21 protein-coding genes are annotated in these 24,436 nt (G+C 71.2%); 14 read left to right on the top strand and 7 right to left on the bottom strand.

What is annotated here, in order from left to right; genetic code table 11:
• Positions 1-91 precede the first annotated feature (91 nt).
• The 6 genes from DEJ01_RS16870 (at position 92) to DEJ01_RS16845 (ending at position 7,761) form a co-directional block, all read left to right on the top strand.
• Positions 92-1,183 (top strand): acyltransferase family protein, encoded by a 1,092-nt coding sequence (locus DEJ01_RS16870; RefSeq protein ID WP_111047812.1) that lies wholly within the window; start codon positions 92-94, stop codon positions 1,181-1,183.
• Between the two features lie 405 nt (positions 1,184-1,588).
• Complete coding sequence (locus tag DEJ01_RS16865; protein ID WP_071404574.1) at positions 1,589-2,920, top strand: bifunctional o-acetylhomoserine/o-acetylserine sulfhydrylase; 1,332 nt, start codon at positions 1,589-1,591, stop codon at positions 2,918-2,920.
• 270 nt (positions 2,921-3,190) lie between these two features.
• Positions 3,191-4,393 carry a homoserine O-acetyltransferase gene (locus DEJ01_RS16860; protein WP_111093662.1) on the top strand — a complete coding sequence of 401 codons (1,203 nt, stop codon included), beginning with the start codon at positions 3,191-3,193 and terminating at the stop codon, positions 4,391-4,393.
• A 132-nt stretch (positions 4,394-4,525) separates the two neighbouring features.
• Positions 4,526-5,683, top strand: coding sequence for an ATP-binding protein (locus DEJ01_RS16855; protein WP_111029197.1), 1,158 nt, complete (start codon positions 4,526-4,528; stop codon positions 5,681-5,683).
• Complete coding sequence (locus tag DEJ01_RS16850) at positions 5,680-7,002, top strand: hypothetical protein (RefSeq protein WP_111093661.1); 1,323 nt, start codon at positions 5,680-5,682, stop codon at positions 7,000-7,002. The genes DEJ01_RS16855 and DEJ01_RS16850 overlap by 4 nt, the downstream gene beginning before the upstream one ends.
• An 87-nt stretch (positions 7,003-7,089) precedes the next feature.
• Positions 7,090-7,761, top strand: a complete 672-nt coding sequence (locus DEJ01_RS16845) for a response regulator transcription factor (protein ID WP_017888182.1) — start codon at positions 7,090-7,092, stop codon at positions 7,759-7,761.
• Positions 7,762-7,930: 169 nt separating this feature from the next.
• Here DEJ01_RS16845 and DEJ01_RS16840 read toward each other — a convergent pair whose 3' ends face one another.
• A complete protein-coding gene (locus DEJ01_RS16840) occupies positions 7,931-9,196 on the bottom strand; it encodes an MFS transporter (RefSeq protein ID WP_111093660.1) in 1,266 nt (421 codons plus the stop codon).
• 124 nt (positions 9,197-9,320) lie between these two features.
• Entirely contained in the window at positions 9,321-9,500 is a 180-nt protein-coding gene (locus tag DEJ01_RS16835; RefSeq protein WP_111038590.1) for a hypothetical protein, read from the bottom strand.
• Between the two features lie 128 nt (positions 9,501-9,628).
• Between DEJ01_RS16835 and DEJ01_RS16830 the strand changes: the two genes are divergently transcribed.
• Positions 9,629-9,817, top strand: a complete 189-nt coding sequence (locus DEJ01_RS16830) for a hypothetical protein (protein WP_146245116.1) — start codon at positions 9,629-9,631, stop codon at positions 9,815-9,817.
• Between the two features lie 3 nt (positions 9,818-9,820).
• Here DEJ01_RS16830 and DEJ01_RS16825 read toward each other — a convergent pair whose 3' ends face one another.
• Complete coding sequence (locus DEJ01_RS16825) at positions 9,821-10,129, bottom strand: thiamine-binding protein (RefSeq protein ID WP_111038588.1); 309 nt, start codon at positions 10,127-10,129, stop codon at positions 9,821-9,823.
• Complete coding sequence (locus tag DEJ01_RS16820; RefSeq protein WP_111093659.1) at positions 10,126-11,439, bottom strand: glycosyltransferase 87 family protein; 1,314 nt, start codon at positions 11,437-11,439, stop codon at positions 10,126-10,128. The genes DEJ01_RS16825 and DEJ01_RS16820 overlap by 4 nt, the downstream gene beginning before the upstream one ends.
• 83 nt (positions 11,440-11,522) lie before the next feature.
• Here DEJ01_RS16820 and DEJ01_RS16815 point away from each other — a divergent pair, with 83 nt between their 5' ends.
• A complete protein-coding gene (locus tag DEJ01_RS16815) occupies positions 11,523-12,233 on the top strand; it encodes a YceI family protein (protein ID WP_111093658.1) in 711 nt (236 codons plus the stop codon).
• Between the two features lie 264 nt (positions 12,234-12,497).
• Here DEJ01_RS16815 and DEJ01_RS16810 read toward each other — a convergent pair whose 3' ends face one another.
• On the bottom strand, positions 12,498-13,358 hold the full coding sequence (locus tag DEJ01_RS16810; RefSeq protein WP_111093657.1) for an ADP/ATP-dependent (S)-NAD(P)H-hydrate dehydratase: 861 nt from the start codon (positions 13,356-13,358) through the stop codon (positions 12,498-12,500).
• Positions 13,359-13,382: 24 nt separating this feature from the next.
• Between DEJ01_RS16810 and DEJ01_RS16805 the strand changes: the two genes are divergently transcribed.
• The 4 genes from DEJ01_RS16805 (at position 13,383) to DEJ01_RS16790 (ending at position 17,680) form a co-directional block, all read left to right on the top strand.
• Entirely contained in the window at positions 13,383-14,015 is a 633-nt protein-coding gene (locus DEJ01_RS16805) for an HAD family phosphatase (protein ID WP_071244826.1), read from the top strand.
• A gap of 9 nt (positions 14,016-14,024) precedes the next feature.
• Positions 14,025-15,107: an NADH:flavin oxidoreductase/NADH oxidase gene (locus tag DEJ01_RS16800; RefSeq protein WP_027465830.1), complete on the top strand. Its 1,083-nt coding sequence runs from the start codon at positions 14,025-14,027 to the stop codon at positions 15,105-15,107.
• A 156-nt stretch (positions 15,108-15,263) separates the two neighbouring features.
• Positions 15,264-16,646: a hemolysin family protein gene (locus DEJ01_RS16795; protein WP_111093656.1), complete on the top strand. Its 1,383-nt coding sequence runs from the start codon at positions 15,264-15,266 to the stop codon at positions 16,644-16,646.
• The gene (locus tag DEJ01_RS16790; protein WP_027465832.1) at positions 16,643-17,680 is read left to right on the top strand and encodes a hemolysin family protein; all 1,038 of its coding nucleotides are present in this window, start codon (positions 16,643-16,645) and stop codon (positions 17,678-17,680) included. The genes DEJ01_RS16795 and DEJ01_RS16790 overlap by 4 nt, the downstream gene beginning before the upstream one ends.
• Before the next feature lie 97 nt (positions 17,681-17,777).
• Here DEJ01_RS16790 and DEJ01_RS16785 read toward each other — a convergent pair whose 3' ends face one another.
• Positions 17,778-19,217, bottom strand: coding sequence for a GuaB1 family IMP dehydrogenase-related protein (locus tag DEJ01_RS16785; protein ID WP_071406349.1), 1,440 nt, complete (start codon positions 19,215-19,217; stop codon positions 17,778-17,780).
• A gap of 178 nt (positions 19,218-19,395) precedes the next feature.
• On the opposite strand from DEJ01_RS16785, the gene DEJ01_RS16780 reads away from it, so the two are divergent.
• A complete protein-coding gene (locus tag DEJ01_RS16780; protein ID WP_181438488.1) occupies positions 19,396-23,172 on the top strand; it encodes a multifunctional oxoglutarate decarboxylase/oxoglutarate dehydrogenase thiamine pyrophosphate-binding subunit/dihydrolipoyllysine-residue succinyltransferase subunit in 3,777 nt (1,258 codons plus the stop codon).
• A 76-nt stretch (positions 23,173-23,248) separates the two neighbouring features.
• Here the strand turns inward: DEJ01_RS16780 and DEJ01_RS16775 are convergent, their stop codons facing one another.
• Entirely contained in the window at positions 23,249-23,689 is a 441-nt protein-coding gene (locus DEJ01_RS16775) for a GNAT family N-acetyltransferase (RefSeq protein ID WP_027465835.1), read from the bottom strand.
• A gap of 114 nt (positions 23,690-23,803) precedes the next feature.
• Here DEJ01_RS16775 and DEJ01_RS16770 point away from each other — a divergent pair, with 114 nt between their 5' ends.
• Entirely contained in the window at positions 23,804-24,385 is a 582-nt protein-coding gene (locus DEJ01_RS16770; RefSeq protein ID WP_111093655.1) for a hypothetical protein, read from the top strand.
• Positions 24,386-24,436: the final 51 nt, after the last annotated feature.

The following is a 24,436-nucleotide window of genomic DNA, read 5'->3' as shown; positions in this document are numbered from 1 at the left end:
CGTGGTGGCCCGGTCCGTCCACCGTACCGAGCGGGACGGTTCCGGCACCGCACCGGGCCGTCCAGGTCACGATCCGGTAACGTGACCGGCGATGACGACGGATGCCGCCCCTCCCGCCCCCTCGGCCCCGGCGACGCAGCTCGAGCCCGGTCGAGCCCCGCGCCGGATCCCGATGTGGGACACCGCGCGGTTCGTCGCGGTCACGCTCGTGGTCATCGGCCACGCGATCCAGCGGCAGACGCCGGCGAGCGAGCACGCCCTGGCGCTCTACACGTTCATCTACGCGTTCCACATGCCGGCGTTCGGTGTGATCAGCGGCTACTTCTCGTCGGCGGACACCCCGACGGCGAAGCGGATGCGGCGGACGATCACGGACATCGTCGTGCCGTACATCATCATGCAGACGATCTGGACCGTGGTGCAGGGCATCGTCGAGGGCGGCAAGGACTTCAACCCGACGAAGCCGACGTGGACCCTGTGGTTCCTGCTGGCCCTGGGCATCTTCAAGCTGATCCTGCCGTACCTGGCGCAGCTGCGGTGGCCGCTGTTCTGGGCGGTCGTGTTCAGCATCGGCGTCGGCTACTTCGACAACGTCGACTCCACGCTCTCGCTGTCCCGCGCGATCAGCCTGCTGCCGTTCTTCCTGCTCGGCTGGCAGGTCAAGCAGTGGGGCGTCTTCGACCGCTGGTACGAGGCGTCCCGCCGCACGGTCGTCCGGGTGCGGATCGCCGCCGTCGTGGTGTTCGCCGCGTGGGCGGTGTCGTGCGCGGTCTGGATCCCGCAGTTCAAGGAGTTCGACCTGCACCACTGGTTCTTCTACGACGACTCCTACTCGGGGCTCGGCGAGGACGCCTGGTGGGCGGGTGCGGTGCGCTTCGGCCTGATGCTGCTCGCGACCCTGCTGACGGCGTCGTTCCTGGTGCTCATCCCCCGTCGGAACATCTGGATCACCCAGTTCGGCGCGGCGACGATGTACGTCTACCTGCTCCACACGTTCGTGCTCTACCCGATCCGGGAGTCCGGCGTCCTGGCCGGCGAGCACTCGGCATGGCCGTTCGTGCTCCTCATGGTCGTCATCGCGTGCGCCGTCAGCCTCTTCCTGGCGCAGCCCTTCGTGCGGCGCGGGATGCGGTGGCTGCTCGAGCCGAAGGTCGACTGGCTGTTCCGCCGCGACGCGGCGTAGCGGTGCCACCTCGCACCGTGCGCGCTACTCCGGCCGGTGCGAGCTTGCCCGTTCCGTGCGGCGCGGCAGCGCCGCACGGAACCACCGACCTCGCACCGTCCGACGGAACCCCGCACCGTGCGCGTTCCTCCGGCCGGTGCGGGCTTGCCCGTTCCGTGCGGCGCGGCAGCGCCGCACGGAACCACCGACCTCGCACCGTCCGACGATGACAGCACGGTGCGGACGGACGGCCGGACGGACTGGAGGCCCGTGGCGCGTCGGGCGGGCGCGTTACGTCCCGAGGCGGGTGCGGTGGTGCGGGCCCGGCCACCTGCGTACCGTGACACCCGACGCACAGCCGCGCCGCGCCTCCAGGCCGAGCGCAGGGCGACCCGACGACCAGCCGCACCGGACAGGAGCACCAAGATGACCGAGCACGACGCCGCGCAGTGGCAGTTCGAGACCACCCAGGTCCACGCCGGCGCGCAGCCGGACCCGACCACCGGGGCCCGAGCGACGCCGATCTACAAGACGACCTCGTACGTCTTCGCGAACTCGGACGAAGCGCGCGACCTGTTCGCGCTCGCCAAGCCGGGCAACATCTACTCCCGGATCATGAACCCGACGAACGACGTCGTCGAGCAGCGGATCGCCGCGCTCGAGGGCGGTTCCGGGGCCCTGCTCGTCGCGTCCGGCCAGGCGGCCGAGACCTACGCGGTGCTGAACATCGCGGGGGCGGGTGACCACATCGTGTCGTCGTCGTCGATCTACGGCGGCACGTACAACCTGTTCAAGTACACGCTGGCGAAGCTCGGCATCGAGACGACGTTCGTCGAGGACCAGGACGACCTCGAGGAGTGGCGCCGCGCGGTCCGACCGAACACGAAGCTGTTCTTCGCCGAGACCATCGGCAACCCGAAGATCAACGTCCTCGACATCACGGGCGTCAGCGACGTCGCCCACGAGTCCGGCGTCCCGCTGATCGTCGACAACACGATCGCGACGCCGTACCTGATCCGTCCGTTCGAGCACGGTGCCGACATCGTGGTGCACTCGGCCACGAAGTTCCTCGGTGGCCACGGCACGGTCATCGGCGGGATCATCGTCGACGGCGGGAAGTTCGCCTGGTCGCAGCACGCCGACCGGTTCCCGGAGTTCAACACGCCCGACCCGTCGTACCACGGTGCGGTCTTCGCCGAGGCGGTCGGCAACGAGCTCGCCTACATCGTGAAGGCCCGGGTGCAGCTGCTGCGTGACCTCGGTGCGTCGAACTCGGCGGACACGGCGTTCGCGCTGCTGCAGGGCATCGAGACCCTGTCGCTCCGCATCGAGCGGCACGTGTCCAACGCGCAGGAGATCGCGGAGTGGCTCGACCAGCACCCCGACGTCGCCACGGTCGCCTACGCCGGGCTGCCGACGTCGCCCTGGTACGCCGCCGCGAACCGGTACGCGCCGAAGGGCGTCGGCGCCGTGCTGTCGTTCGAGCTCAAGGGCGGGGTCACCGCGGGCAAGGCGTTCGTCGACAACCTGCAGCTGTTCTCGCACCTGGCGAACATCGGCGACGTCCGCTCGCTCGTCATCCACCCGGCGTCGACCACGCACTCGCAGCTCACCCCCGAGCAGCAGCTCACCACCGGGGTGACGCCCGGCCTGGTGCGGCTGTCGGTCGGCATCGAGAACATCGCCGACCTGAAGGCCGACCTCGAGGCCGGGCTCGCCGCGGCCCGGGCGATCGCGCAGGAGAGCCAGCGCGCGTAGGGTTCGCCCGTCCTGCTTGCCTGCCTGGCTGGCTGCCGATGCGCGTGCATGTTGCGACGTCCCACGTGTCGATCGACGCGTGGGACGTCGCTCGTTGCACACGCATCCGGTACGTGCGCACGGTGCGACGATCCACGAGTCGAACGACGCGCACGATGTCGGAACATGCGCGCGCACGGAACGGCGAGCACGGCCCGAAGGCCGGCCACGCGCCGGGCGTGACGTAACACGGCGGCGGCGACCCGCGCCTCCCGGCAGACTGGACGCACGATGGACTGGCAGACGACCCCCGAGGACTCCGTGCCGTCCACCCTGGTGCCCGGCACCGAACTCGGCACCCTCGGCAAGCCGCCCGTGACCGGTGCCTGGCGTCCCGGTGACCACCCGGGTGCACGCCACTTCGCGTCCCTCGGCGAGCAGTGGGTGCGCGGCGGCCGCCTGCCATCCGTGCGCGTGGCCTACGAGACGTGGGGCACGCTCAGCGCCGCCCGCGACAACGCCGTGCTCGTCCTGCACGCACTGACCGGGGACTCGCACGTGACGGGTGCCGCCGGCCCGGGCCACCGCACCGCCGGCTGGTGGGGCGACGTCGTCGGGCCCGGGCGGGCGATCGACACCGACCGGTGGTTCGTGATCGCGCCGAACATGCTCGGCGGCTGCCAGGGCACCACCGGGCCGTCGTCGGTGTCGCCGTCGGGCGCGGAGTGGGGCTCGCGGTTCCCGTTCGTGACGGTGCGCGACCAGGTCGAGGTGCAGGCGCAGCTCGCCGACCGGCTCGGCATCGAGACCTTCGCGGCCGTCGTCGGCGGGTCGATGGGCGGCATGCACGCCCTCGAGTTCGCGGTCTCGCACCCCGCGCGCGTGCAGCGGCTGGCGGTCCTCGCGTCGACGGCGCAGACCACCGCCGACCAGATCGCGGCGAACTCGCTGCAGCGGGCGGCGATCCAGATGGACCCGGCGTTCGCGGGCGGCAACTACTACGAGGCCGACGTCGGCGAGGGCCCGCACCGCGGACTCTCGCTGGCCCGGCGGATGGCGCTGATGACCTACCGGGCGTCGGACGAGCTGAACAGCCGCTTTGCGCGGTCCTGGCAGAGCGACGTCTCCCCGCTCGGCGACGACGGCCGGTTCTCCGTGGAGAGCTACCTCGACTTCCACGGCAACAAGTTCACCCGGCGGTTCGACGCCTCGAGCTACGTGACGCTGACGTACGCGATGGACTCGCACGACGTCGGCGCCGGGCGCGGCGGGGTGTCGGCGGCACTCGGGCTCGTGACCGCGCGGACCCTGGTCGTGGGGATCTCGAGCGACCGGCTGTTCCCCGTCGAGGACCAGCACCGGATCGCCGCGGGCGTGCCGGACGCGCTCGACGGGGACTCCGCAGCGGTGATCGACAGCGAGTTCGGACACGACGGGTTCCTCATCGAGCACGAGCAGGTCGGGGCGCACCTGCGGCGGTTGCTCGACTCCTGAACGGGCCCGCCTGCCACCACGGCGCGCCGAAGACCCCCCAACGGGTGGCGCGCGTGGAATGATGGCGTGGAGCTCGGCACTGACCGACGCTCGGTTTCCCGCACCGCCAGATCGTCACCAACCAGGACATCGATGGACTTCATCGCACAGGAACGCGACCGCTTGCTGCGGTCGGCGACCCGTGTCGTGGGCATCGTCTGCGCGCTCGTCAGCGTCGTGGGCATCCTCTCCGCCGCCGCCGTGCCCACGCCGCCCCTCATCGGCGCACTCCTCTGCATCGCCGCGATGATCACCGCGCTCGTGTGCTTCGCTCGCGGCGGCGAAGTGTGGTGGACCGCCGCCATCGTCGTCGCCGGGCTCGCCACGATGGTGCTGCTCTTCACCGGGGTCCCCGACTCGGCGCGACCCCTCGTCGCCAGCGCCGTCATGCCCCTGGCCGCCGGCGGGCTCTCGGCACCGCTGATGGCCCAGCGCGGGCACCCGGTCGGTCTCGGCATCACCATCGCCGGCGGCGGCGCCGTGGTGGTGCTCATGGTCTGGGGCTCAGGCTCGCTCCTGTCGACCCCGGTCAGCGGCGCACTGCTCGGGTGGATCCTGATGGCCGTCGTGGCGATCTGGATCTCGCGCAGCATCCCCCGCGTCGCCCGCCGCATCTACAGCATCGGCACCGCCCACCGCGCCGAACGGCAGGCCAGCGAGACCGAGGCCCAGCGCCGCCAGGGTGCCCGCCTGCTGCACGACACCGTGCTCGCGACCCTGACGCTGCTGGCGCACTCCGGCGTCGGCGTCTCCGAGCAGGCGATGCGCGAGCAGGCCGCCGAGGACGCCCGACTGCTGCGGCACCTGCGCCTCGGTGCGACCCCGCAGCCCTCGCAGTCCGGTGACTACTCGCTCACCCGCGAAGAGGAGTCACCGCTCGGGCAGACCCTCGAGTCGGTCAAGCAGCGCTTCGGCCGGATGGGGCTCGAGGTCAGCTGGCACGGCACCGGGCAGGTCCTGCTGCCGTCGAACGTGCTCGACGCGTTCCTCCTCGCGCTCGGCGAGTGCCTCGAGAACGTCCGTCGGCACGCCGGCGTCGGCGAGGCGCACGTCACGATCGTCCACGACAACGAGGTCGTCCGTGCGATGGTCACCGACTCCGGCGTCGGCTTCGACCTCACCACCGTCAGTGCCGAGCGACTCGGCTTCAAGGAGAGCGTCGTGAACCGCCTGCGCGAGGTCGGCGGCGACGCGAAGCTCTTCTCCGCGCCGGGCTCCGGCACCACCGTCGTCCTGGAGGCACCGCGATGACCCGGGTCCCCGAGGACACCATCGGCCGCAGCCTGCCCGGCGAGACCGCTCCGCCAGCACCCCGCACCCGCCGCGAGGCGCGCGAGCGGTACCGGACGAGTGAACGTCGCCAGGCCCGAGGGCTCCCGTCCACGTCGACCGGCGCCCGGTCGCTGCGCCAGGCCGCGAAGCCCGGCGCCTCGCTCGGTGCCGGCTACCTCGGCCTCGGCGCCGCGGTCCTCACCGCGATCGAGGCCGTCGCCGGCATCGCGTTCTTCCTGGTGCGCTGGAACGAGTACTCCGACCCGTGGTTGCCCGCGGTCGCCTGGGGGCTCTACGTCGTCGCCGCCGTCGGGGTCGGACTCAGTGTCCTGACCTACGGCGAACGGCTGACGGGTCCGGCCTTCGCGTTGATCTGCGTCGTGCTGGCGTGCGTGGTCACCCTCGACTTCATCGGCATCTCGCCCGAGCACGACATCGCGCACACCGCGACCGCGTCGATGGCCGCCGGGTTCGCCCTGCTGCCGATCGCCACGCTCCGACCCGCCCGCGAGGTCGCAGCCGCCATCGGTGCGCTCGGCATCGCGTTCATCGTGATGGCCGTCGCGTCGACGCCGATCACGCACGACACCATGCCCGGCATCGTGTCCCTGCTGTCGCTCGTCGTGGTGCCGCCGTCGCTCGCGCTGTACGTCGTGCAGCGGTTCCGCCAGCTCGTGCAGCGCGAACTCGACCGGGTGCTCGTGCAGAGCAACGTGCAGGCGCCGCAGTTCGCCGTCGGCATGCTCGCCTCGGACGAGCTCGCCCGGCTCGACCTGGCCGCCGAGAAGCTGCTCGACGCCGTCGCCAACGGCACCGACCCGCTGCCGCTGTCCGACGCCTCGAGCTCCGTCGCCGCGTCGCTCGCCACCGAGCTCCGCCTGCACCTGATCGAGGGCCGTCGCGAGACCTGGCTCTACCACGCGATCACCGAGTCCGACCACCTCGGTCGCTCGGTGAGCGTCGCCGACCCGACCGCCCTGGCCGGACACCTCTCCCCCACGCAGCGCGACGGGCTGCTGCAGGCGATCTGGCAGATGGTCGGCGACGGCCGCACCGCGCAGCCCGGCATGCCCGTCGTCTCCGTCACCCTCGGCCCGATCGGCTCCGACGGTCACCCGGTCAGCGACGACACGATGGACGTCCCCGTCGTCATCGAGTCCCGCGGGGTGCCCCGGCGCAGCCTCGGCCCGACGGCGTGGAGCGCCCTGCAGCGCATCGGCCCGTACACCGAGACCGTCCGTGACGGCGCGCTGCACATCGTCGCGCACTGCGTCGTGAACCGACATCCGTCGATGTAGCCGCCGGACACCCGCACGCCTGACCGACTTCCGGCCCGCATCCTCCTAGGATCGGCCGAGCAATCCGCACCGAGAAAGGACGCCAGCATGGCGACTCCAGAGGAACCGATCCGACTCGCACTGGTCGACGACCACAGGATGCTCCTCGGCGCGCTCACGGAGTGGATCCGGAACGCGGCCGACGACATCACCCTGGTGGCCGCCGTCACGACCTGGCCCGAGCTCCTGACGAGCCCGGCGTTCCCGGTCGACGTGGTGCTGCTGGACCTGGACCTCAAGGACTCCATCCCGGTGTCGCTGAAGATCTCGACGCTCAAGACCGCGGGCGTCAAGACCGTCGTGATGAGCACGTACTCGGAGCCGAACGTCGTGCGCGAGGCCCTCGGCGCCGGTGCCCTCGGGTACCTCGTCAAGAGCGAGGACGCCGACATGATCGTCGAGGCGATCCGCTCCGCCCAGCGCGGCGAGCAGTACGTCTCGGCCGAGCTCGACCTCGCCATCAACAGCGGCGACGTCGGCGGCGTCCCGAAGCTCAGCGCCCAGGAGCGTCGCGTGATGGCCCTGTACGGCGGTGGCGAGCCCGTCAAGAGCGTCGCCTACCAGCTCGGCATCTCCGAGGAGACCGCGAAGAGCTACCTCAAGCGCATCCGCGAGAAGTACCGCGTCGCCGGCTTCGACGTGGGCACGAAGGTGGCGCTGCGGAAGCGTGCGATCACCGACGGCATCATCGTGCAGGACGGCAGCCCCCTGGGGCTCTAGCGCGCGCTGCGTCGCGCATCGAGTGAGCAGAAGACGTCGGGTCCGGTCACGGAACCCGACGTCTTCTGCTCACTCGGGGCGGTCTTCCGCGCCACGTGACGGACGGGAGGGCCGTGGCGGCGCCGCCACGGGCCTCCCGTCCGGCGGGTGCGTGCGCGCACCCCGCGTGTCAGGCCGTCGGGACCGGTGCGGTGATCGGACCGGTGGACGGTGACGAGGAGCGGACCGCGGCGCGACGGGTGCTCCGCCGCTCGACCGCGTAGCTGACCATCGTCACCAGGACGCCGAGCAGCGCGAGGCCGATGCCGAGCCAGCCCGGTGCGAGGAACCCGAAGCCGGCGGCGATGACCGCGCCGCCCAGGGCCGCACCGATCGAGTTGCCGATGTTGAACGCCGAGTGGTTCAGCGCCGCGGCGATCGTGCGGGCATCCCCGGCGACGTCCATCAGGCGCGACTGCACCGCCGGCGGGATCGCCGACGAGGTCGCACCGAGCAGGAACGCGCCGAGCAGCATGCCCCAGAGCCACTGCGCCGTCAGGACGGTGATGAGCAGGGCTCCGATGAGCGAGAACATGCCGACGTAGATCGTGCGCTTCACGCTGTGGTCGGCCAGGTGTCCGCCGAGCACCCCGCCGACGACCATGCCGATGCCCACGACGACGAGCACGATCGGCACGAACGACTCGGGCATGCCGGTGACGTTCTGCACGAGCGGCGAGATGTACGAGTACACCGCGAAGAACCCGCCGAACCCGACGGCACCGAGGCCCATCACGATCCACACCTGCGGCACGCGGAACGCCCGGAGCTCACGGCCGATCGTGGCGTGCTCGTCGCGGGCGCTCTTCGGCACGAAGGCCGCGACGGCCATAAACGTCAGGGCGAACAGCGCGGCGACGACGCCGTAGGCGACCCGCCACCCGGCCACCTGTCCGACCCACGTGATCGCCGGAACCCCGACGACGTTCGCGACCGACAGGCCGAGCAGCACCATCGCGATGCCCTTGCCGCGCTTGCCCGGGCCCATCATGTCGCCGGCCACGATCGACGCGATGCCGAAGTAGGCGCCGTGCGGCAGACCCGCGACGAAGCGGGCGACGAGCACCAGACCGAACGAGGGCAGCAGCGCGCTCGCGATCGTCGCGACGACGAACCCGACGAGCAGCACGAGGATCAGGCCCTTGCGCGGGAACCGGGCGGACATCGCCGCGATGGTCGGCGCACCGACCACCACCCCGAGGGCGTAGGCACTGACGAGCCAGCCGGCGTGGGCGATCCCCGCGTCGGGGTCGATGCCGTACTGCTCGGGGAGCAGGGCCTGCGCGATGTTCGGCAGCAGCCCCATCGCGACGAACTCGGTCGAGCCGATGGCGAACCCGCCGAGGGCGAGCGAGATGAGCGCGAGGGTGCGACGCGCAGGCGTGAGCTGTGACATGGGGCCTGTTCTCGTGCGGGCAGAGCGGGACGACGGTGCAGCACCCCACCGGACGGGGCGGCCGTGATGTCCTGGTCCGTCGAGTGTAGACCGCTCCAACGGACCAACGAAAGCCCGCGGGAGCTCAGGCCGCCTGGCGCTCCGGGGTGCGGGTCCGTGCCGGGGCCTGCTCGGGCAGCTCGTCGCGGTGCACCCATCCGGTGCCGCACTCCGCGCAGCTCGCCCAGGCGTTCTCGCCCTGTTCGTCCGTGTCGATGACGACCGTTCGCAGGTCGCAGTCGGGGCACCAGCCGTCGTGCATCATCACGCGCTCCTCATCGTCGTCTCGCAGGCCACCGGAAGTGGCTCGATGCAGACCATGAGACACCCGGCCACCGACATCCGAGGGACCGCTCCGGCGTGTCGGGCGACGCTGCGGTGCAGGATGACGACGTGCCCACCGTCACGACCGTCCTGGCCTCCTGCGCCGCCGGCGCGCCTGCGAACTGCGAGGACGCGACCGACCCGATCGGGATCGTCATCGTCGTGGTGTTCGCGGTCGCCGGCCTCGTCATGCTGACGGTCGCCGCGGTCCTCGGCACCGACCCCCGTCGCCGCAGGCGTCCGCGTCGGCGCCGCTGACCACTAGTCGCCGAGCGCGGCCTCGAGCCGTTCGAGCTTGCCGTCGATCTCGCCGGTGTGCCCGGGGCGGATGTCGGCCTTGAGCACGAGCGACACCCGGGTGCCGTACGCACCGACGGCCTCGGTGGCGCGCTTGACGACGTCCATGACGTCGTCCCACTCCCCCTCGATCTCGGTGAACATCGACGAGGTGCGGTTCGGCAGCCCGCTCTCGCGCACCACGCGCACGGCGGCCGCGACGGCGTCGTGCACGGACCCGTCGGACGTTGCAGCGGGACCACCGGACGGAGCGACGGAGAAGGCGACGATCATGCGTCCATCCTGCCCGGCTCGGGCTGGTCGCGCACGGACGGCGACGAGCGCGCCGACACCCGTCCGGACCGCGCAGCCCGCCCCATCCGCACCAGTACGACCACGCTCCACACCAGGATCGCGACCTCGAGCACGTTCCGGACCGTGAGCACCACGAGGATCCACGGCTGCACACCGAGCAACTGGTCGTAGTAGCCCGGGTAGATCACCTGCGTGAGCAGGGCCATCGGCAGCGCGGTCACCGCGATCGGCACGAACCGGCGCGCACTGGGGGTACCGGCGGCCAGCCCCCACACGATCGGCACCGCGAACCAGCCGATGTACTGCGGCGACCCCACCTTGTTCGTCGCGATGAGCGCCGCGACGAACAGCAGCGCGAGGACCGGCGCGAGCTCGGCCCGACGGGCACCCCGGCGCGCGGCCCAGAGCGCGAGCACGACCCCGGCCACCACGACGACGGCCATCAGCGGCGTCGACACCGCGGCGGCGGCGGACGTGCCGGCACCGGACACCTCGAAGGTCAGGATCTCCTGGTCGTAGAACACCGCTGCACCCGGGACGCCGAACGCTGCGGCCCACATGAAGGGCGTCGCGAGCGGTGACTCGATCTGCAGCCCACGGCCGGTCTGCTCACCGACGAAGGACAGCAGGTACGGCGCACCGCCCCACAGCACGTCGACGAGCACGATCAGCGCACTCAGCACCAGGGCCCCGGTGAGCACGCCACGGCGATGTCCACGACGCACCAGCAGCAGCACCGCGACGAGCGCCGCGGGCCACACCTTCGTCCACGCGCCGGCGGTGAAGAGCGCGGAGGCGACGGCCGGCCTCGAGGCCACGAACGCCACGCCCACCAGCGCGAACACCGTCGCGACGGTGTCGATCCGACCGAGCGCGATCGGCCCGAGCGCGAGCAGGAACAGCAGCCACCACCAGACGACCCGCACGCCGTGCACGCCGAAGCGGTCGGACGACCCCACACGTGCCCGGAACCGCCACAGGAACGCGCACGCCGCGGCATCGAGCAGCACCATCAGCAGCAGCCAACCGGTACCGATCGACGCGACGCCCCCGAGTGCCGCGGCCGCCATCGGCACGATCGCCAGGATCGGGTACACCCACGCGCCGTCGATGCCGACCCAGAAGTCCGCGGTCCGCCCGGTCTCGATCCAGCGGCTGTAGGTGATGGTCACGTCACCGAGCGGCAGGTTCGCCGACACGAGGGTCAGCCACCACAGGAACCCGTGCACGGCGACGAACGCCAGGACGAAGCCGGCGAGTTCGAGCCACCGGGTCGAGGTCCTCTGCACCGGACGAGCGTAGCGGCCGGACCGGGGACGGTCGCTGCCACGGACTCAGGGTCTCCCGAGCATGACGTGTCACCGTTCTGCTCGTGACCTCCGACACCCCGCGCAAGCGCCGCAAGGCCGTCATCTGGATCTCCGTCATCGCCGCCGTCGTCGTCCTCGGCGTCGTGGGCGCGGTGGTCTTCACGAACGTCTACACGAGCAACGAGAACGCGAAGGCCTCGGCCGCGCCGTCCGTCGCCGCCACCCGCGAAGCCTCCACCCTCGACGACACGGACCTGTCCGGCGAGTGGACGGTCGGCGGCGACTCCGAGGCCGGGTACCGCGTCCACGAGGTCCTGAACGGCTCCGACGTCACCGTCACCGGCCGCACCGACAGCGTCGCCGGCACCGCGACCGTCGACGGCACGAGCATCACCGCCGCGAAGATCACGGTGCAGGTCGCCGACATCACCACCGACTCCGACCAGCGCGACGCCTACTTCCGCGACTCCGCGATGGACGCGGCGGCCTTCCCCGAGGCCACCTTCGAACTCACCGGACCGATCGCCGACGCGGTCCCGAGCGGCTCCGACACGACGACCGTGACGGCCCCGGGGACGCTCACCCTGCACGGCGTCACGAAGGACGTCACCGCGAAGCTGCAGGTCGGCCTGAACGGCGACGGCGTCGACATCTCCGGTTCGGTCCCGATCACCTTCTCGGACTACGGCGTGCAGGCCCCGAGCCTGGGGTTCGTCAAGGTCGACGACGCCGGTTCCGTCGAGTTCCTGGTGCACGCGACCCCCGCGAGCTGACGTCCGCGACGCGCGTCACGCCCGTGACGTGCCCGCCGACGGCCTGGAGGCGCGGTGCCAGCTGGCACCGCGCCTCCCGTCCGTCCGTCGTCGCGTCCTGGGGCCGCACCCGCTCACTGATGCGTGCGCATGTTGCGACCTTGCACCTGTCGAACCCGTGGTGTCCCGTCGGAACATGCGCACGAACCCATTGCGTGCGCATCCTTCGACAGAACACGCGTCGATCACCTCGTGGATCGTCGGAAGGTGCACGCGCACCGACCGCTAGCCGCGCGCGTCCCCGTCCACGACCAGGTCCCGCACGACCCCCGGCAGCTCGGCGATGAGCGTCGTCATCGGGAACGGCCCGCCGCCGGACGCCCGCCGCGCCGCCAGCCCGTGCACCACCGCGGCCGACGCGGCCAGGTGCGCGAGGTCCGACGGCGTGAGCGACGACCCAACCGCCTCGACGGAGCCCTGCCGCGCGGCGACGAGCGCCCCGAGGACCCCGCCCAGCACGTCCCCGGCACCGGCCGCCGCGAGCCACGGCGTCGCCGAGGACGCCACGAGCCGCACCGACCCGTCCGGGGTGACCACGTGCGTCCGCTCGCCCTTGAGCAGCACGACGCTGCCGGTCTGCTCGGCCGCCCGGAGCGCCGCGGCCGCCGGGTCCTGTTCGATCTCGGCGCGATCGGCCCCCAGGAACGAGGCGAGCTCACCGGCGTGCGGGGTGAGCACGGCGAGCGGCCCGAGGTCGACGAGCGGGATCGCCCCGGCGTCGACGACGACCGGCACGCCGTCGTCGGACGCGTGCGAGAAGCCCGCCGCCGTCGTCGCGTCCAGGTCACCGAGCGACGGCGCCGAGATGCCGGAGCCGACGAGCCAGGCCTGCACGCGGCCGACACCGGACACGACCTCGGGGCGGCGGGTGAGCACGTGGTCGGTGGCGCGTGACGGTCCGACGTACCGGACCATGCCGACGCCGGTGTGCACGGCGGCGTCGACCCCGAGCACCGCGGCGCCGGGGTACTGGTCGGACCCGGTCGCGATGCCGAGCACCCCGCGGCGGTACTTGGTGGACTCCCCCGTCGGCGCGGTGACCCACGCGGCGGCATCGGACGGTCGGACGGGCACGAAGTCGTTCACCGGCCCCACGTTACGGTGGAGCACATGAGCCTGTTCCTGCCTGGTCGCGTGGTGGTCTTCGACTACGGCGAGGTGATCAGCCGGACGCCGCACGCCTCGCGGGACGCCCTCGTGGCCGCCACCGGGGTCCCGGCGGACGAGCTGTTCCCGGTGTACCAGGAGCTCCGGCACGACCTGGACCGCGGCGACCTGTCCGTCGTGGCGTACTGGCGTGCCATCGCGGAACGGACCGGACGGACCTGGAGCATCTCCGAGATCCACCGGTTCTGGGCGATCGACTTCACCGGGTGGTTCGAGGTCGAGCCGGAGACCCTCGAGATCGTCGAGGAGCTGCACGACGCCGGCACCCGTGTCGCCCTGCTCTCGAACGCAGGCTTCGACTTCGGCGACCCGTACCGCCGCTCCCCGATGGGCTCGCTGTTCGAGACCGTCGTGGTGAGCGCCGAGGAGCACGTCCTGAAGCCCGCGGCATCCATCTACCGCGACACCTGTGCGCGCTTGGGAATCGACCCGGGTCAGATGGTGTTCGTGGACAACAGGGCCGAGAACGCCACCGGTGCGGAAGCGATCGGGGCGGTCGGCCACCACTACACGTCGCCGGCGTCGCTGCGGTCGTTCCTGACGGAACTGGCCGAGGCGCCGGCACCCGTCCTCTGAGGAGCCCGCGTGACGCACGCCCTGTTCGACCCGATCACCGTCCGTGACCTGACCGTCCGCAACCGCATCTGGGTCTCCCCGATGTGCCAGTACTCGGTGGACCAGCAGGACGGCGTCCCGACGCCGTGGCACCTCGTGCACCTGGGCGGGTTCGCCAAGGGCGGCGCCGGCGCGGTCGTCGTCGAGGCGACGGGCGTCGTGCCCGAGGGACGGATCACCCCGCAGGACCTCGGGCTCTGGAACGACCAGCAGCGCGACGCGTTCAAGCCGATCGTCGACTTCCTGCACGAGCAGGGGGCCGCGGCGGGCATCCAGCTCGCGCACGCCGGGCGCAAGGCGTCGACCTACCGCCCCTGGGACACCACGCACGGCACCGTCCCCGCCGACCAGGGCGGCTGGACCACGGTCGCGCCGTCGGCCGTGGCCTTCGACGGCTACGACGTCCCGCGCGAGCTCGCGGTCGAGGACATCCGCGTGGTCGCCCTCGCCTTCGCGCAGTCCGCCCGCCGCGCGGTCGAGGCCGGGTTCGACCTGGTCGAGATCCACGCGGCCCACGGCTACCTGCTGCACCAGTTCCTCTCGCCGCTGAGCAACCAGCGCACCGACCAGTACGGCGGCTCGCTCGAGAACCGTGCCCGCGCGCTGCTCGAGGTCGTCGACGCCGTGCGCGCCGAGGTCGGCGAGGGCTTCCCGATCGTCGTCCGGTTCTCGGCCACCGACTGGGTCGACGGCGGGCTCACGCTCGACGAGACCACGGTCGTCGCCCGCTGGGCCGCTGAGCACGGTGCCGACCTGGCCGACGTGTCGACCGGCGGCAACGTCGCGAGCGCGCCGATCCCGGTCGGCCCCGGCTACCAGGTGCCGCACGCCGCGGCGATCAAGCGCGACGCCGGCATCCCGACGATCGCGGTGGGCATGATCTCCGAGGCGTTCCAGGCCGAGCAGATCGTCGCGACCGGCCTGGCCGACGTCGTGATGATCGGTCGCGAGATGCTGCGCGACCCGTCGTTCGCGCTCCGTGCCGCCGTCGAACTCCGCGTGCCGGTCGACTACGAGCCGCAGCAGTACCACCGCGCGCGGATCACGGCCTAGGCGCGGTCGGTTCTGTACGGATTCACGGTCCGGCGACCGCGCAGGCAGTACGATTGGCAGCACTGTGGACGATCCCCCGAATAGTTCTTCGCCTCACTCATCCGCCGCTCACTCGGTGAGCTGCACGTCATCCCTGTGCGCGAACGGGGGTGAATCATGAGTCCGATCGACATCGTCATGCTGATCGGCGGCATCCTGCTGACCCTCGGCACGGGTGTCTTCGTCGCGTCCGAGTTCGCGCTGGTCAACCTCGACCGCGCCGACGTCGAAGCGCGGCGCGACCGCGGTGAAGCCGGTCTCGCGCCGGTCATCGGCGCGCTGAAGGTCACCTCGACGCACCTGTCCAGCGCACAGCTGGGCATCACGCTGACCACGCTGCTGACCGGCTACCTGCTCGAACCCTCGATCGCGAAGCTGCTCGAGGCGCCGTTCCTGGCGATGAACCTGCCGGAGGGCATCGTCGAGACCGTCGGCTCGATCGTGGCGCTGGTCATCGCGACCCTGCTGTCGATGATCCTCGGCGAGCTCGTGCCGAAGAACTTCGCGCTCGCGCTGCCCCTGCAGACCGCCAGGCTCGTGGTCCCGCTGCAGATCGCGTTCACGACGGTCTTCAAGCCCGCCGTCGCGCTGCTGAACGGCACCGCGAACGCCGTGCTCCGGTCGCTGGGCATCGAGCCGCAGGAGGAACTCTCCGGTGCGCGCAGTGCCGAGGAACTGACCTCGCTGCTGCGCCGCTCGGCGTCGGAGGGCTCGCTCGAACAGGACACCGCGACGCTCCTCGAGCGCACCATCTCGTTCTCCGAGCTGAGCGCCAGCGACGTGATGACCCCGCGCCCGCGGCTCTCCACCATCCGCGTGTCCGAGTCCGCCGAGGACGTCATCGCCCTCGCCCGCAAGACCGGCTTCAGCCGCTTCCCCGTCATCGAGGAGGACGCGGACGACGTCGTCGGCATCGTGCACGTCAAGCAGGCCGTCGCCGTGCCGCGCGAGAAGCGTCCGGAAGTCCCCGTCGGGGCTCTCATGACCGGCGCCGAACGCGTGCCGGAGACCATGCCCGGCGACACCCTGCTCGCCGAGGTCCGCGGTCGCGGCTACCAGATGGTCATCGTCGTCGACGAGTACGGCGGCACCGCCGGGGTCGTCACGCTCGAGGACCTGATCGAGGAGATCGTCGGCGAGGTCTCCGACGAGCACGACCGCGCCCGCATCGACGTGGTCCGCTCCCGCGACTGGCTGACCTTCCCCGGTCTGCTGCGTCCCGACGAGCTCGAGGACCGCGCCGGCGTGAAGGTGCCCGAGGAGGGCCCGTACGAGACCGTCGGCGGGTTCGTCATGTCGACGCTGGGCCGCCTGCCCGTCGTCGGCGACGAGGTGCCACTGGACGGCGGCGTGTTCCGCGTCGAACGGCTGGACGGCCGTCGGATCGACCGCATCCGCTGGACCCCGACGCGCCCGTCGACCGACACGGCGGCGACCGCGATCATCATCCCGTCCACCAAGAGCACCCCGACCACCACGACGAAGGGCAGCACCCGATGAGCTCCGATTGGTGGGGCATCTTCTGGCTCGTCGTCCTGTTGATGGGCAACGCGTACTTCGTCGCGGCGGAGTTCGCGGTCATCTCCGCACGCCGTTCGCAGATCGAACCCCGCGCGGAGGAGGGCTCGAAGGCCGCGCAGATGACCCTGTGGGCCATGGAGCACGCCACCCGCATGCTCGCGACGACCCAGCTCGGCATCACGGTCTGCTCGCTGCTCATCCTCAACGTGTCCGAGCCGGCGATCCACCACCTGCTCGAGGTCCCGCTGCACCTGACCGGCTGGAGCGCCGAGGTGATCGGCACCGTGGCCTTCGTGTTCACGCTGCTGCTCGTGTCGTTCCTGCACGTGGTGTTCGGCGAGATGGTGCCGAAGAACATCTCGTTCTCGATGCCGGACCGCGCCGCGCTGCTGCTCGTGCCGACGCTCTGGTACATCGGTCACGGCCTGCACTGGGTCATCGTCGGCCTGAACGAGGTCGCGAACGCCGTGCTGCGGCTGTTCCGCGTCGAGCCCAAGGACGAAGCGGTGAGCGCCTTCACGGTGGAGGAGGTGCAGACCATCGTGGAGCAGTCCCGCCGCGAGGGCACCCTGACCGACGACGGCAAGCTCGCCCTGGCGTTCGAGTTCACCGAGAAGAAGGTCCGTGACGTCGCCGTGCCGATGGCCGAACTCGTCACCCTGCCCGACGACGCCACCCCGGCCGACGTCGAGCACGCCGTGGCGCAGCGCGGGTTCTCCCGCTACGTGCTCGTCGGCGAGGACGGCTCCCCCACCGGCTACGTGCACGTGAAGGACGTCATCGACCTGCGACCGGACGAGTTCGACGACCCAGTGCCGCCGAAGCGCATCCGCCAGCTCATCTCGCTCTACACCGAGATGGACCTCGAGGACGCGCTCGCGACCATGCGGGCCGCCGGGCGCCACGTGGCCCGCGCCTTCGACGCGGACGGCCGCACGATCGGCGTGCTGTTCCTCGAGGACATCCTCGAAGAACTGGTGGGCGAGGTCGAGGACGCGACCCGACGCCGGTAGACGCAGCGGAAGGACGGACGGGAGGCGCGGTGCCAGCTGGCACCGCGCCTCCCGTCCGTCCGTGGTCGCGACCAGGGCGACGCGCGCCCCGGCCGCGCTACCAGCTGACGGGCAGGGGCTTGCCCTCCTCGTACCCGGCGGCGGACTGGATGCCGACCAGCGCACGCTCGGAGAACTCGGCGAGGGACGACGCGCCCGCGTAGGTCGCGGAGCTACGGACGCCGGTGGTGATCATGTCGAGCAGGTCCTCGACGCTCGGGCGCTCCGGGTCGAGGTAGATCGTGGACGACGAGATCCCCTCGGCGAAGAGCGCCTTGCGGGCCCGCTCGTACGGGTCGAGCCGCTCGAACCGCTCACGCACGGCCTTGGCCGAGGCCATGCCCCAGCTCTCCTTGTACGCCTTGCCCGCGGCGTCGCGGCGCAGGACACCGGGGGCCTCGAGCGTGCCGGCGAACCACGAGCCGATCATGACGGCGGACGCCCCGGCTGCCAGCGCGAGGGCGACGTCGCGCGGGTAGCGCACCCCGCCGTCCGCCCAGACGTGTGCGCCCAGCGAGCGGGCCGCCGCGGCGGTCTCGAGCACGGCGGAGAACTGCGGACGACCGACGGCCGTCATCATGCGGGTGGTGCACATGGCACCAGGGCCGACGCCGACCTTGATGATGTCCGCTCCGGCCCCCACCAGGTGTGCGACGGCGTCGGCCGTGACGACGTTGCCGGCGACGAGCGGGATGCCGAGCTGCAGCGACGCGACCGTGCGGAGTGCGCGGAGCATGCCGTCCTGGTGGCCGTGCGCGGTGTCGAGGACCAGGACGTCCACGCCCGCGGCCGCCAGCGCCTTGGCCTTGGCGGCGACGTCGCCGTTGATGCCGAGGGCGGCGGCGACCCGGAGCCGGCCGGAACCGTCGACGGCGGGCGTGTAGATGTCGGAGCGGATCGCGCTCGTCTGGCTCGTGGTCCCGACGACCCGGCCGTGCCGCATCACCGGCGCGAAGTCGACCTCGGCGGCCGCGAGCACGTCGTAGACGTGGCGGGGCGTGCCGGCGTCCTCGGCGTCGATCGCGGTCGAGGCACCGTGCAGCAGGTCGCCGAGGACGGCGTCGGGGCCGGCGGTGCCGAGGCGGGTCGCGGGCACACAGCCCAGGTACTCGCCGTCGGCGTCGCGGACGACCACACCACGGCCGGCCACCGGCAGGAGCTGCTCGAGGGCCTCGGCGACGGTGGTCTGCGCACCCATGTCGTAGGCGGTGTCGAAGTCGACCGGCTGGTCCTTCACCCAGCGGATCGCGGCGTCGAGGTCCTGCAGGTGCATGTCCTGCGGCAGCACGCCCAGACCACCGCGGCGGGCCAGGGTGGCGGCGAGCCGGGGGCCGGTGACGGAGTTCATGTTGGCGCTGACGATCGGGATCGTGGCACCGCTGCCGTCGTTCGCCGCGAGGTCGACGTCGAAGCGGCTCGTCACGCCGGAACGGCTCGGGACGAGGAAGACGTCGGAGTAGGTCAGGTCGTGCGTCGGCCGCGTCTCGTAGAACCTCATGCGCTCCACTGTACGGCTCCCGTCACGGCCCCGACCGGGTGCTCCGGGGGCTGCCGACTCGCGCCGCGGCTGACACGGAACGGACATGTCGGAGCGGCTAGGCTTGGCACCTGTGCGGCGCAGGGTTGCTCCGCACGACACACACGAGCATCTATCGACGGAGAGTGGGCGATCGGCTGTGTCGAGCCATCTGACCGGAACGGACGAGACCGCGGGCGAATTCGGGGCGAACGAGTGGCTCGTCGACGAGCTCTACGAGCAGTTCGTCGCGGACAAGGAGTCGGTCGACAAGTCCTGGTGGCCGGTCCTCGAGAGCTACCACCGCACGCAGGTCGGTGACGCTCCGGCTCCGGCGGGCTCCCCCGCGCAGCAGGCGCCGGCACAGCAGGCACCGGCCCAGCAGGCATCCGCCCAGCAGCAGTCGTCGACGCAGCAGCCGGCCACCGGGGACACCCCGGGCGAGGCGAAGTCGGGCCCGATCCAGGCGAAGACCACCTCGCGTCAGCCGGCACCGCAGCCGATCCCGGCCGAGGCGAACGACGCCGCCGACGACCACGAGGAGACCCACGAGGACGTGGCGACCCCGCTGCGGGGCATGGCCAAGACGCTGGCGTCGAACATGGACGCCTCGCTGACCGTCCCGACCGCCACGAGCGTCCGGACGATCCCGGCGAAGCTGATGATCGACAACCGGATCGTCATCAACAACCACCTGCGACGCGCCCGCGGCGGCAAGATCTCCTTCACGCACCTGATCGGGTGGGCGATGGTGCAGGCGCTCAAGGACTTCCCGAGCCAGAACGTCTACTACGAGGAGCGCGACGGCAAGCCGTTCGTCGTCGCCCCGGCGCACGTGAACCTCGGCATCGCGATCGACGTCCCGAAGAAGGACGGCACCCGCTCGCTCCTGGTGCCGAGCATCAAGCGCGCGGAGACCCTGACGTTCGGTCAGTTCCTCTCCGCTTACGAAGACCTCGTCAAGCGTGCCCGTGACAACAAGCTCACCCCGGCGGACTTCCAGAGCACGACGATCTCGCTCACCAACCCGGGCGGCATCGGCACCGTGCACTCGGTCCCCCGTCTGACGAAGGGGCAGGGCTCGATCATCGGCGCCGGCGCCCTCGAGTACCCGGCGCAGTTCCAGGGCTCGGCGTCGAAGACCCTGGTCGAGCTCGGCATCGGCAAGACCATCACCCTGACGAGCACCTACGACCACCGCGTCATCCAGGGCGCCGGTTCGGGCGAGTACCTCAAGCACGTGCACGAGCGCCTCATCGGCGAGCACGGCTTCTACGACGGCATCTTCGCCGCACTCCGGATCCCCTACAAGCCGATCCAGTGGGCGAACGACATCAACGTCGACCTGGCGCACCGGGTGAACAAGACCGCGCGCGTGCAGGAGCTCATCAACAGCTTCCGCGTCCGTGGGCACCTGATGGCCGACATCGACCCGCTCGAGTACCGCCAGCGCACGCACCCCGACCTCGAGATCGAGAGCCACGGGCTGACCTTCTGGGACCTCGACCGCGAGTTCGTCACCGGTGGGCTCGCCGGCACCACCTCGGCTCCGCTCCGCGACGTCCTCGGGATCCTGCGCGACGCCTACTGCCGCACGGTCGGCATCGAGTACATGCACATCCAGGACCCGGAACAGCGTCGCTGGGTGCAGGAGCGCATCGAGGTGCCGTACTCGAAGCCGTCGAAGGACGAGCAGCTCCGCGTCCTCGGCAAGCTCAACGAGGCCGAGGCGTTCGAGACCTTCCTGCAGACCAAGTACGTCGGCCAGAAGCGCTTCTCGCTCGAGGGCGGCGAGTCCACCATCGCCTTCCTCGACACCCTGATCCAGCACGCCGCCGGAGCCGGACTGGCCGAGGTCGCGATCGGCATGGCCCACCGTGGCCGCCTGAACGTCCTGACGAACATCGCCGGCAAGACCTACGGGCAGATCTTCCGTGAGTTCGAGGGGTCCTCGCTGCCGGGCACGGTGTCCGGTCAGGGCTCCGGCGACGTGAAGTACCACGTCGGCACCGAGGGCGTGTTCCGCACGTCCGACGGCTCGAGCATCCCGGTGACGATCGCCGCGAACCCGTCCCACCTCGAAGCCGTCGACGGCGTGCTCGAGGGCATCGTCCGCGCCAAGCAGGACCGCGAAGCCCCCGGCAGCTTCGGTGTGCTCCCCGTGCTCGTGCACGGCGACGCGGCGATGGCCGGCCAGGGCGTGGTCGTCGAGACGCTGCAGATGTCGCAGCTCCGCGGCTACCGCACCGGCGGCACGGTCCACCTCGTCATCAACAACCAGGTCGGGTTCACCACCCCGCCCGAGTCGGCGCGCAGCTCGGTGTACTCCACCGACGTCGCGAAGACGATCCAGGCACCGATCTTCCACGTGAACGGCGACGACCCCGAGGCCGTCGCCCGCGTCGCCGAACTCGCCTTCGCGTACCGCGAGGAGTTCCACCGCGACGTCGTGATCGACCTGATCTGCTACCGCCGCCGTGGGCACAACGAGGGCGACGACCCCTCGATGACGCAGCCGCTGATGTACAACCTCATCGAGGCGAAGCGCTCCGTCCGCACGCTGTACACCGAGGCCCTCGTCGGCCGCGGTGACATCACGCAAGAGGAGTACGACGAGGCGCACCGCGACTTCCAGGACCGCCTGGAACGCGCCTTCGCCGAGACGCACGAGGCACAGACCGGCACCATCCCGGTCATCGAGGTCGACGACGACGGTGCGGTGCAGGGGCTCGAACGCCCGGCCGCGCAGCGCGACGACTCCGAGGTCGAGGTGCACGAGACCGCCGTGTCCGAAGAACTCGTCCGGGCGATCGGCGACGCGCACAGCAACCCGCCCGCCGGGTTCTCGATCCACCCGAAGCTGCAGCAGCTGCTGACCAAGCGCACCGAGATGACGCGCAACGGCGGCATCGACTGGGCGATGGCCGAGCTCATGGCGATCGGGTCGATCCTGGTCGAGGGGAAGCCCGTCCGCCTCGCCGGACAGGACGCCCGACGCGGCACCTTCGTCCAGCGCCAGTCGGTGTTCCACGACCGGGTGAACGGCCAGGAATGGCTGCCGCTGTCGAACCTCACCGAGGACCAGGCCCGGTTCTACGTGTACGACTCGCTGCTGAGCGAGTACGCGGCGATGGCCTTCGAGTACGGCTACTCGGTGGAGCGCCCCGAGTCCCTCGTGCTCTGGGAGGCGCAGTTCGGCGACTTCGCGAACGGCGCCCAGATCGTCATCGACGAGTTCATCTCGTCCGCCGAGCAGAAGTGGGGACAGCGCTCCGGCCTCGTCCTGCTGCTGCCGCACGGGTACGAGGGCCAGGGGCCGGACCACTCGTCGGCACGCATCGAGCGTTACCTGCAGCTGTGCGCCGAGGACAACATGATCGTCGCGCGCCCGTCGACTCCGGCGTCGTACTTCCACCTGCTCCGCCGGCAGGCCTGGGCCCGTCCGCAGAAGCCGCTCGTCGTGTTCTCCCCGAAGGCGATGCTCCGGCTCCGCCAGGCGACGAGCACGGTCGAGGACTTCACGACGGGCACGTTCGAGCCCGTGCTGGACGACGCGCGGATCACCGACAAGGGCGCCGTGCGTCGCGTGGTGCTGCACTCCGGCAAGGTGCACCACGACCTGCGTGCCGAGGTCGACAAGCGCGGCATCACCGACGTCGCACTCGTCCGCCTCGAGCAGCTCGCCCCGCTCCCCCTCGACCGCATCCTCGAGGTCCTGGCGGGCTACCCGGACGCCGACGTCGTGTGGGCGCAGGAGGAGCCGGAGAACCAGGGCGCCTGGCCGTTCGTCTGCATGAACCTGTCGCCGCACCTGGGCGGTCGCCCGTTGTCCGTCGCGGCCCGCTCGGCGAGTGCCGCACCGGCCACGGGGTCCTCGAAGCGCTCCGCGCAGGAGGCCGCCGACGTCATCGACACGGCGCTGAGCGCGTCGGCCTAGTCACGGGGAAGCGCCCCGTGCGGGAGTCCGAGGGACTCCTGCACGGGGCGCTTCGACGTTCGCCAGGAAGGTGGCGCTACGCGATCTTCGTGTACCGCACCCCGGCGTCGTGGTACCCGCGCTTCTGGTAGAACCGGTGCGCGCTGTCCGTCGCGGCCGCGCTGACGGCGCTGAGGCGACGCGCGCCCTGCTCGACCGCCCATGCTTCGAACGTGCCGATGAGCGCCGAACCGGTGCCGAGCCTCCTGGCCGTGTCGTCGACGACCAGCAGCAGCAGCTGCGCCGTCGGCTCGTCGCTGGCGTACGCCCACGTGACCTGCGCGCCGGCGACCGCGACGACCCGGCCGTCGTCACCACGGACCACCCAGGTGCGGTGCCCGGCTTCGGGGGTGAGCCGGTCGAGGCGGGCGCGCATCGACGCATCGTCGACGTCGTGACCGAGCAGGCGGACGAGGGCGGCGACGTCGGCGACGTCCGTGTCGGACCAGGTGGTGGTCGACTCGACGGAGAGGGTCATGTCGGCCAACCTACCCGGGCCGTCGGTCGTGTTGCGACGGGGTTCCATAACAACTGATATTCATATACGCTGCTGTCATATCACCCGCCGGGTGAACCGACCGACAGGACAGCCATGCACATCACCTCCCGCCACGGCCGCACCGCCGCCTGGATCGCCTTCCCCCTCGCCGTCGTCGCCAGCGGCGCACTCATCGCCACGGCCTCGTACGCCGCCTTCTCGAGCAGCACCGACAACGCCGCGAACAGCTGGCGCACCGGTGCCGTCTCCCTCACCGACGACGACCAGGGCGTCGCGCTGTTCGACGTCGACGACCTGGTGCCGGGGTCCGCCGGCTCGAACTGCATCACGGTGACGGCGAACACCACCAACGCCTCGACCGTGAAGCTCTACGCCGCAGACGCAGCCGACGCCGACGAACTGGCGCAGTACGTCGGCATGAAGGTCGAGCGCGGCGCCCTGGGTACCGCCGGGGACTGCAGCACCTTCACCACGGGGACGACCGTGCACGACGGGACGCTCGCCGACCTCATGGCGTCCGACTCCTTCGGCACCGGCGTCGACGCGTGGAAGCCCACGACGGGCACGGCGAGCACGACCTACCGCTTCAGCTACGACCTGAGCGAGGGAGCGCCCAACAAGGTGCAGTCGTCCGAGGCCGGCACCACGTTCGTGTGGGAAGCGCAGACCGACTGATCCCCGTCCCCGTCCCGATCCGTCCCACCCCTGTCTCTTATACACATCTGA

This window comes from Curtobacterium sp. MCLR17_040, assembly GCF_003234735.1.
Lineage (GTDB): Bacteria > Actinomycetota > Actinomycetes > Actinomycetales > Microbacteriaceae > Curtobacterium > Curtobacterium flaccumfaciens.
The sequence above is the reverse complement of the archived record's forward strand: the minus strand, read 5'-3'. Positions and strand labels throughout refer to the sequence as shown.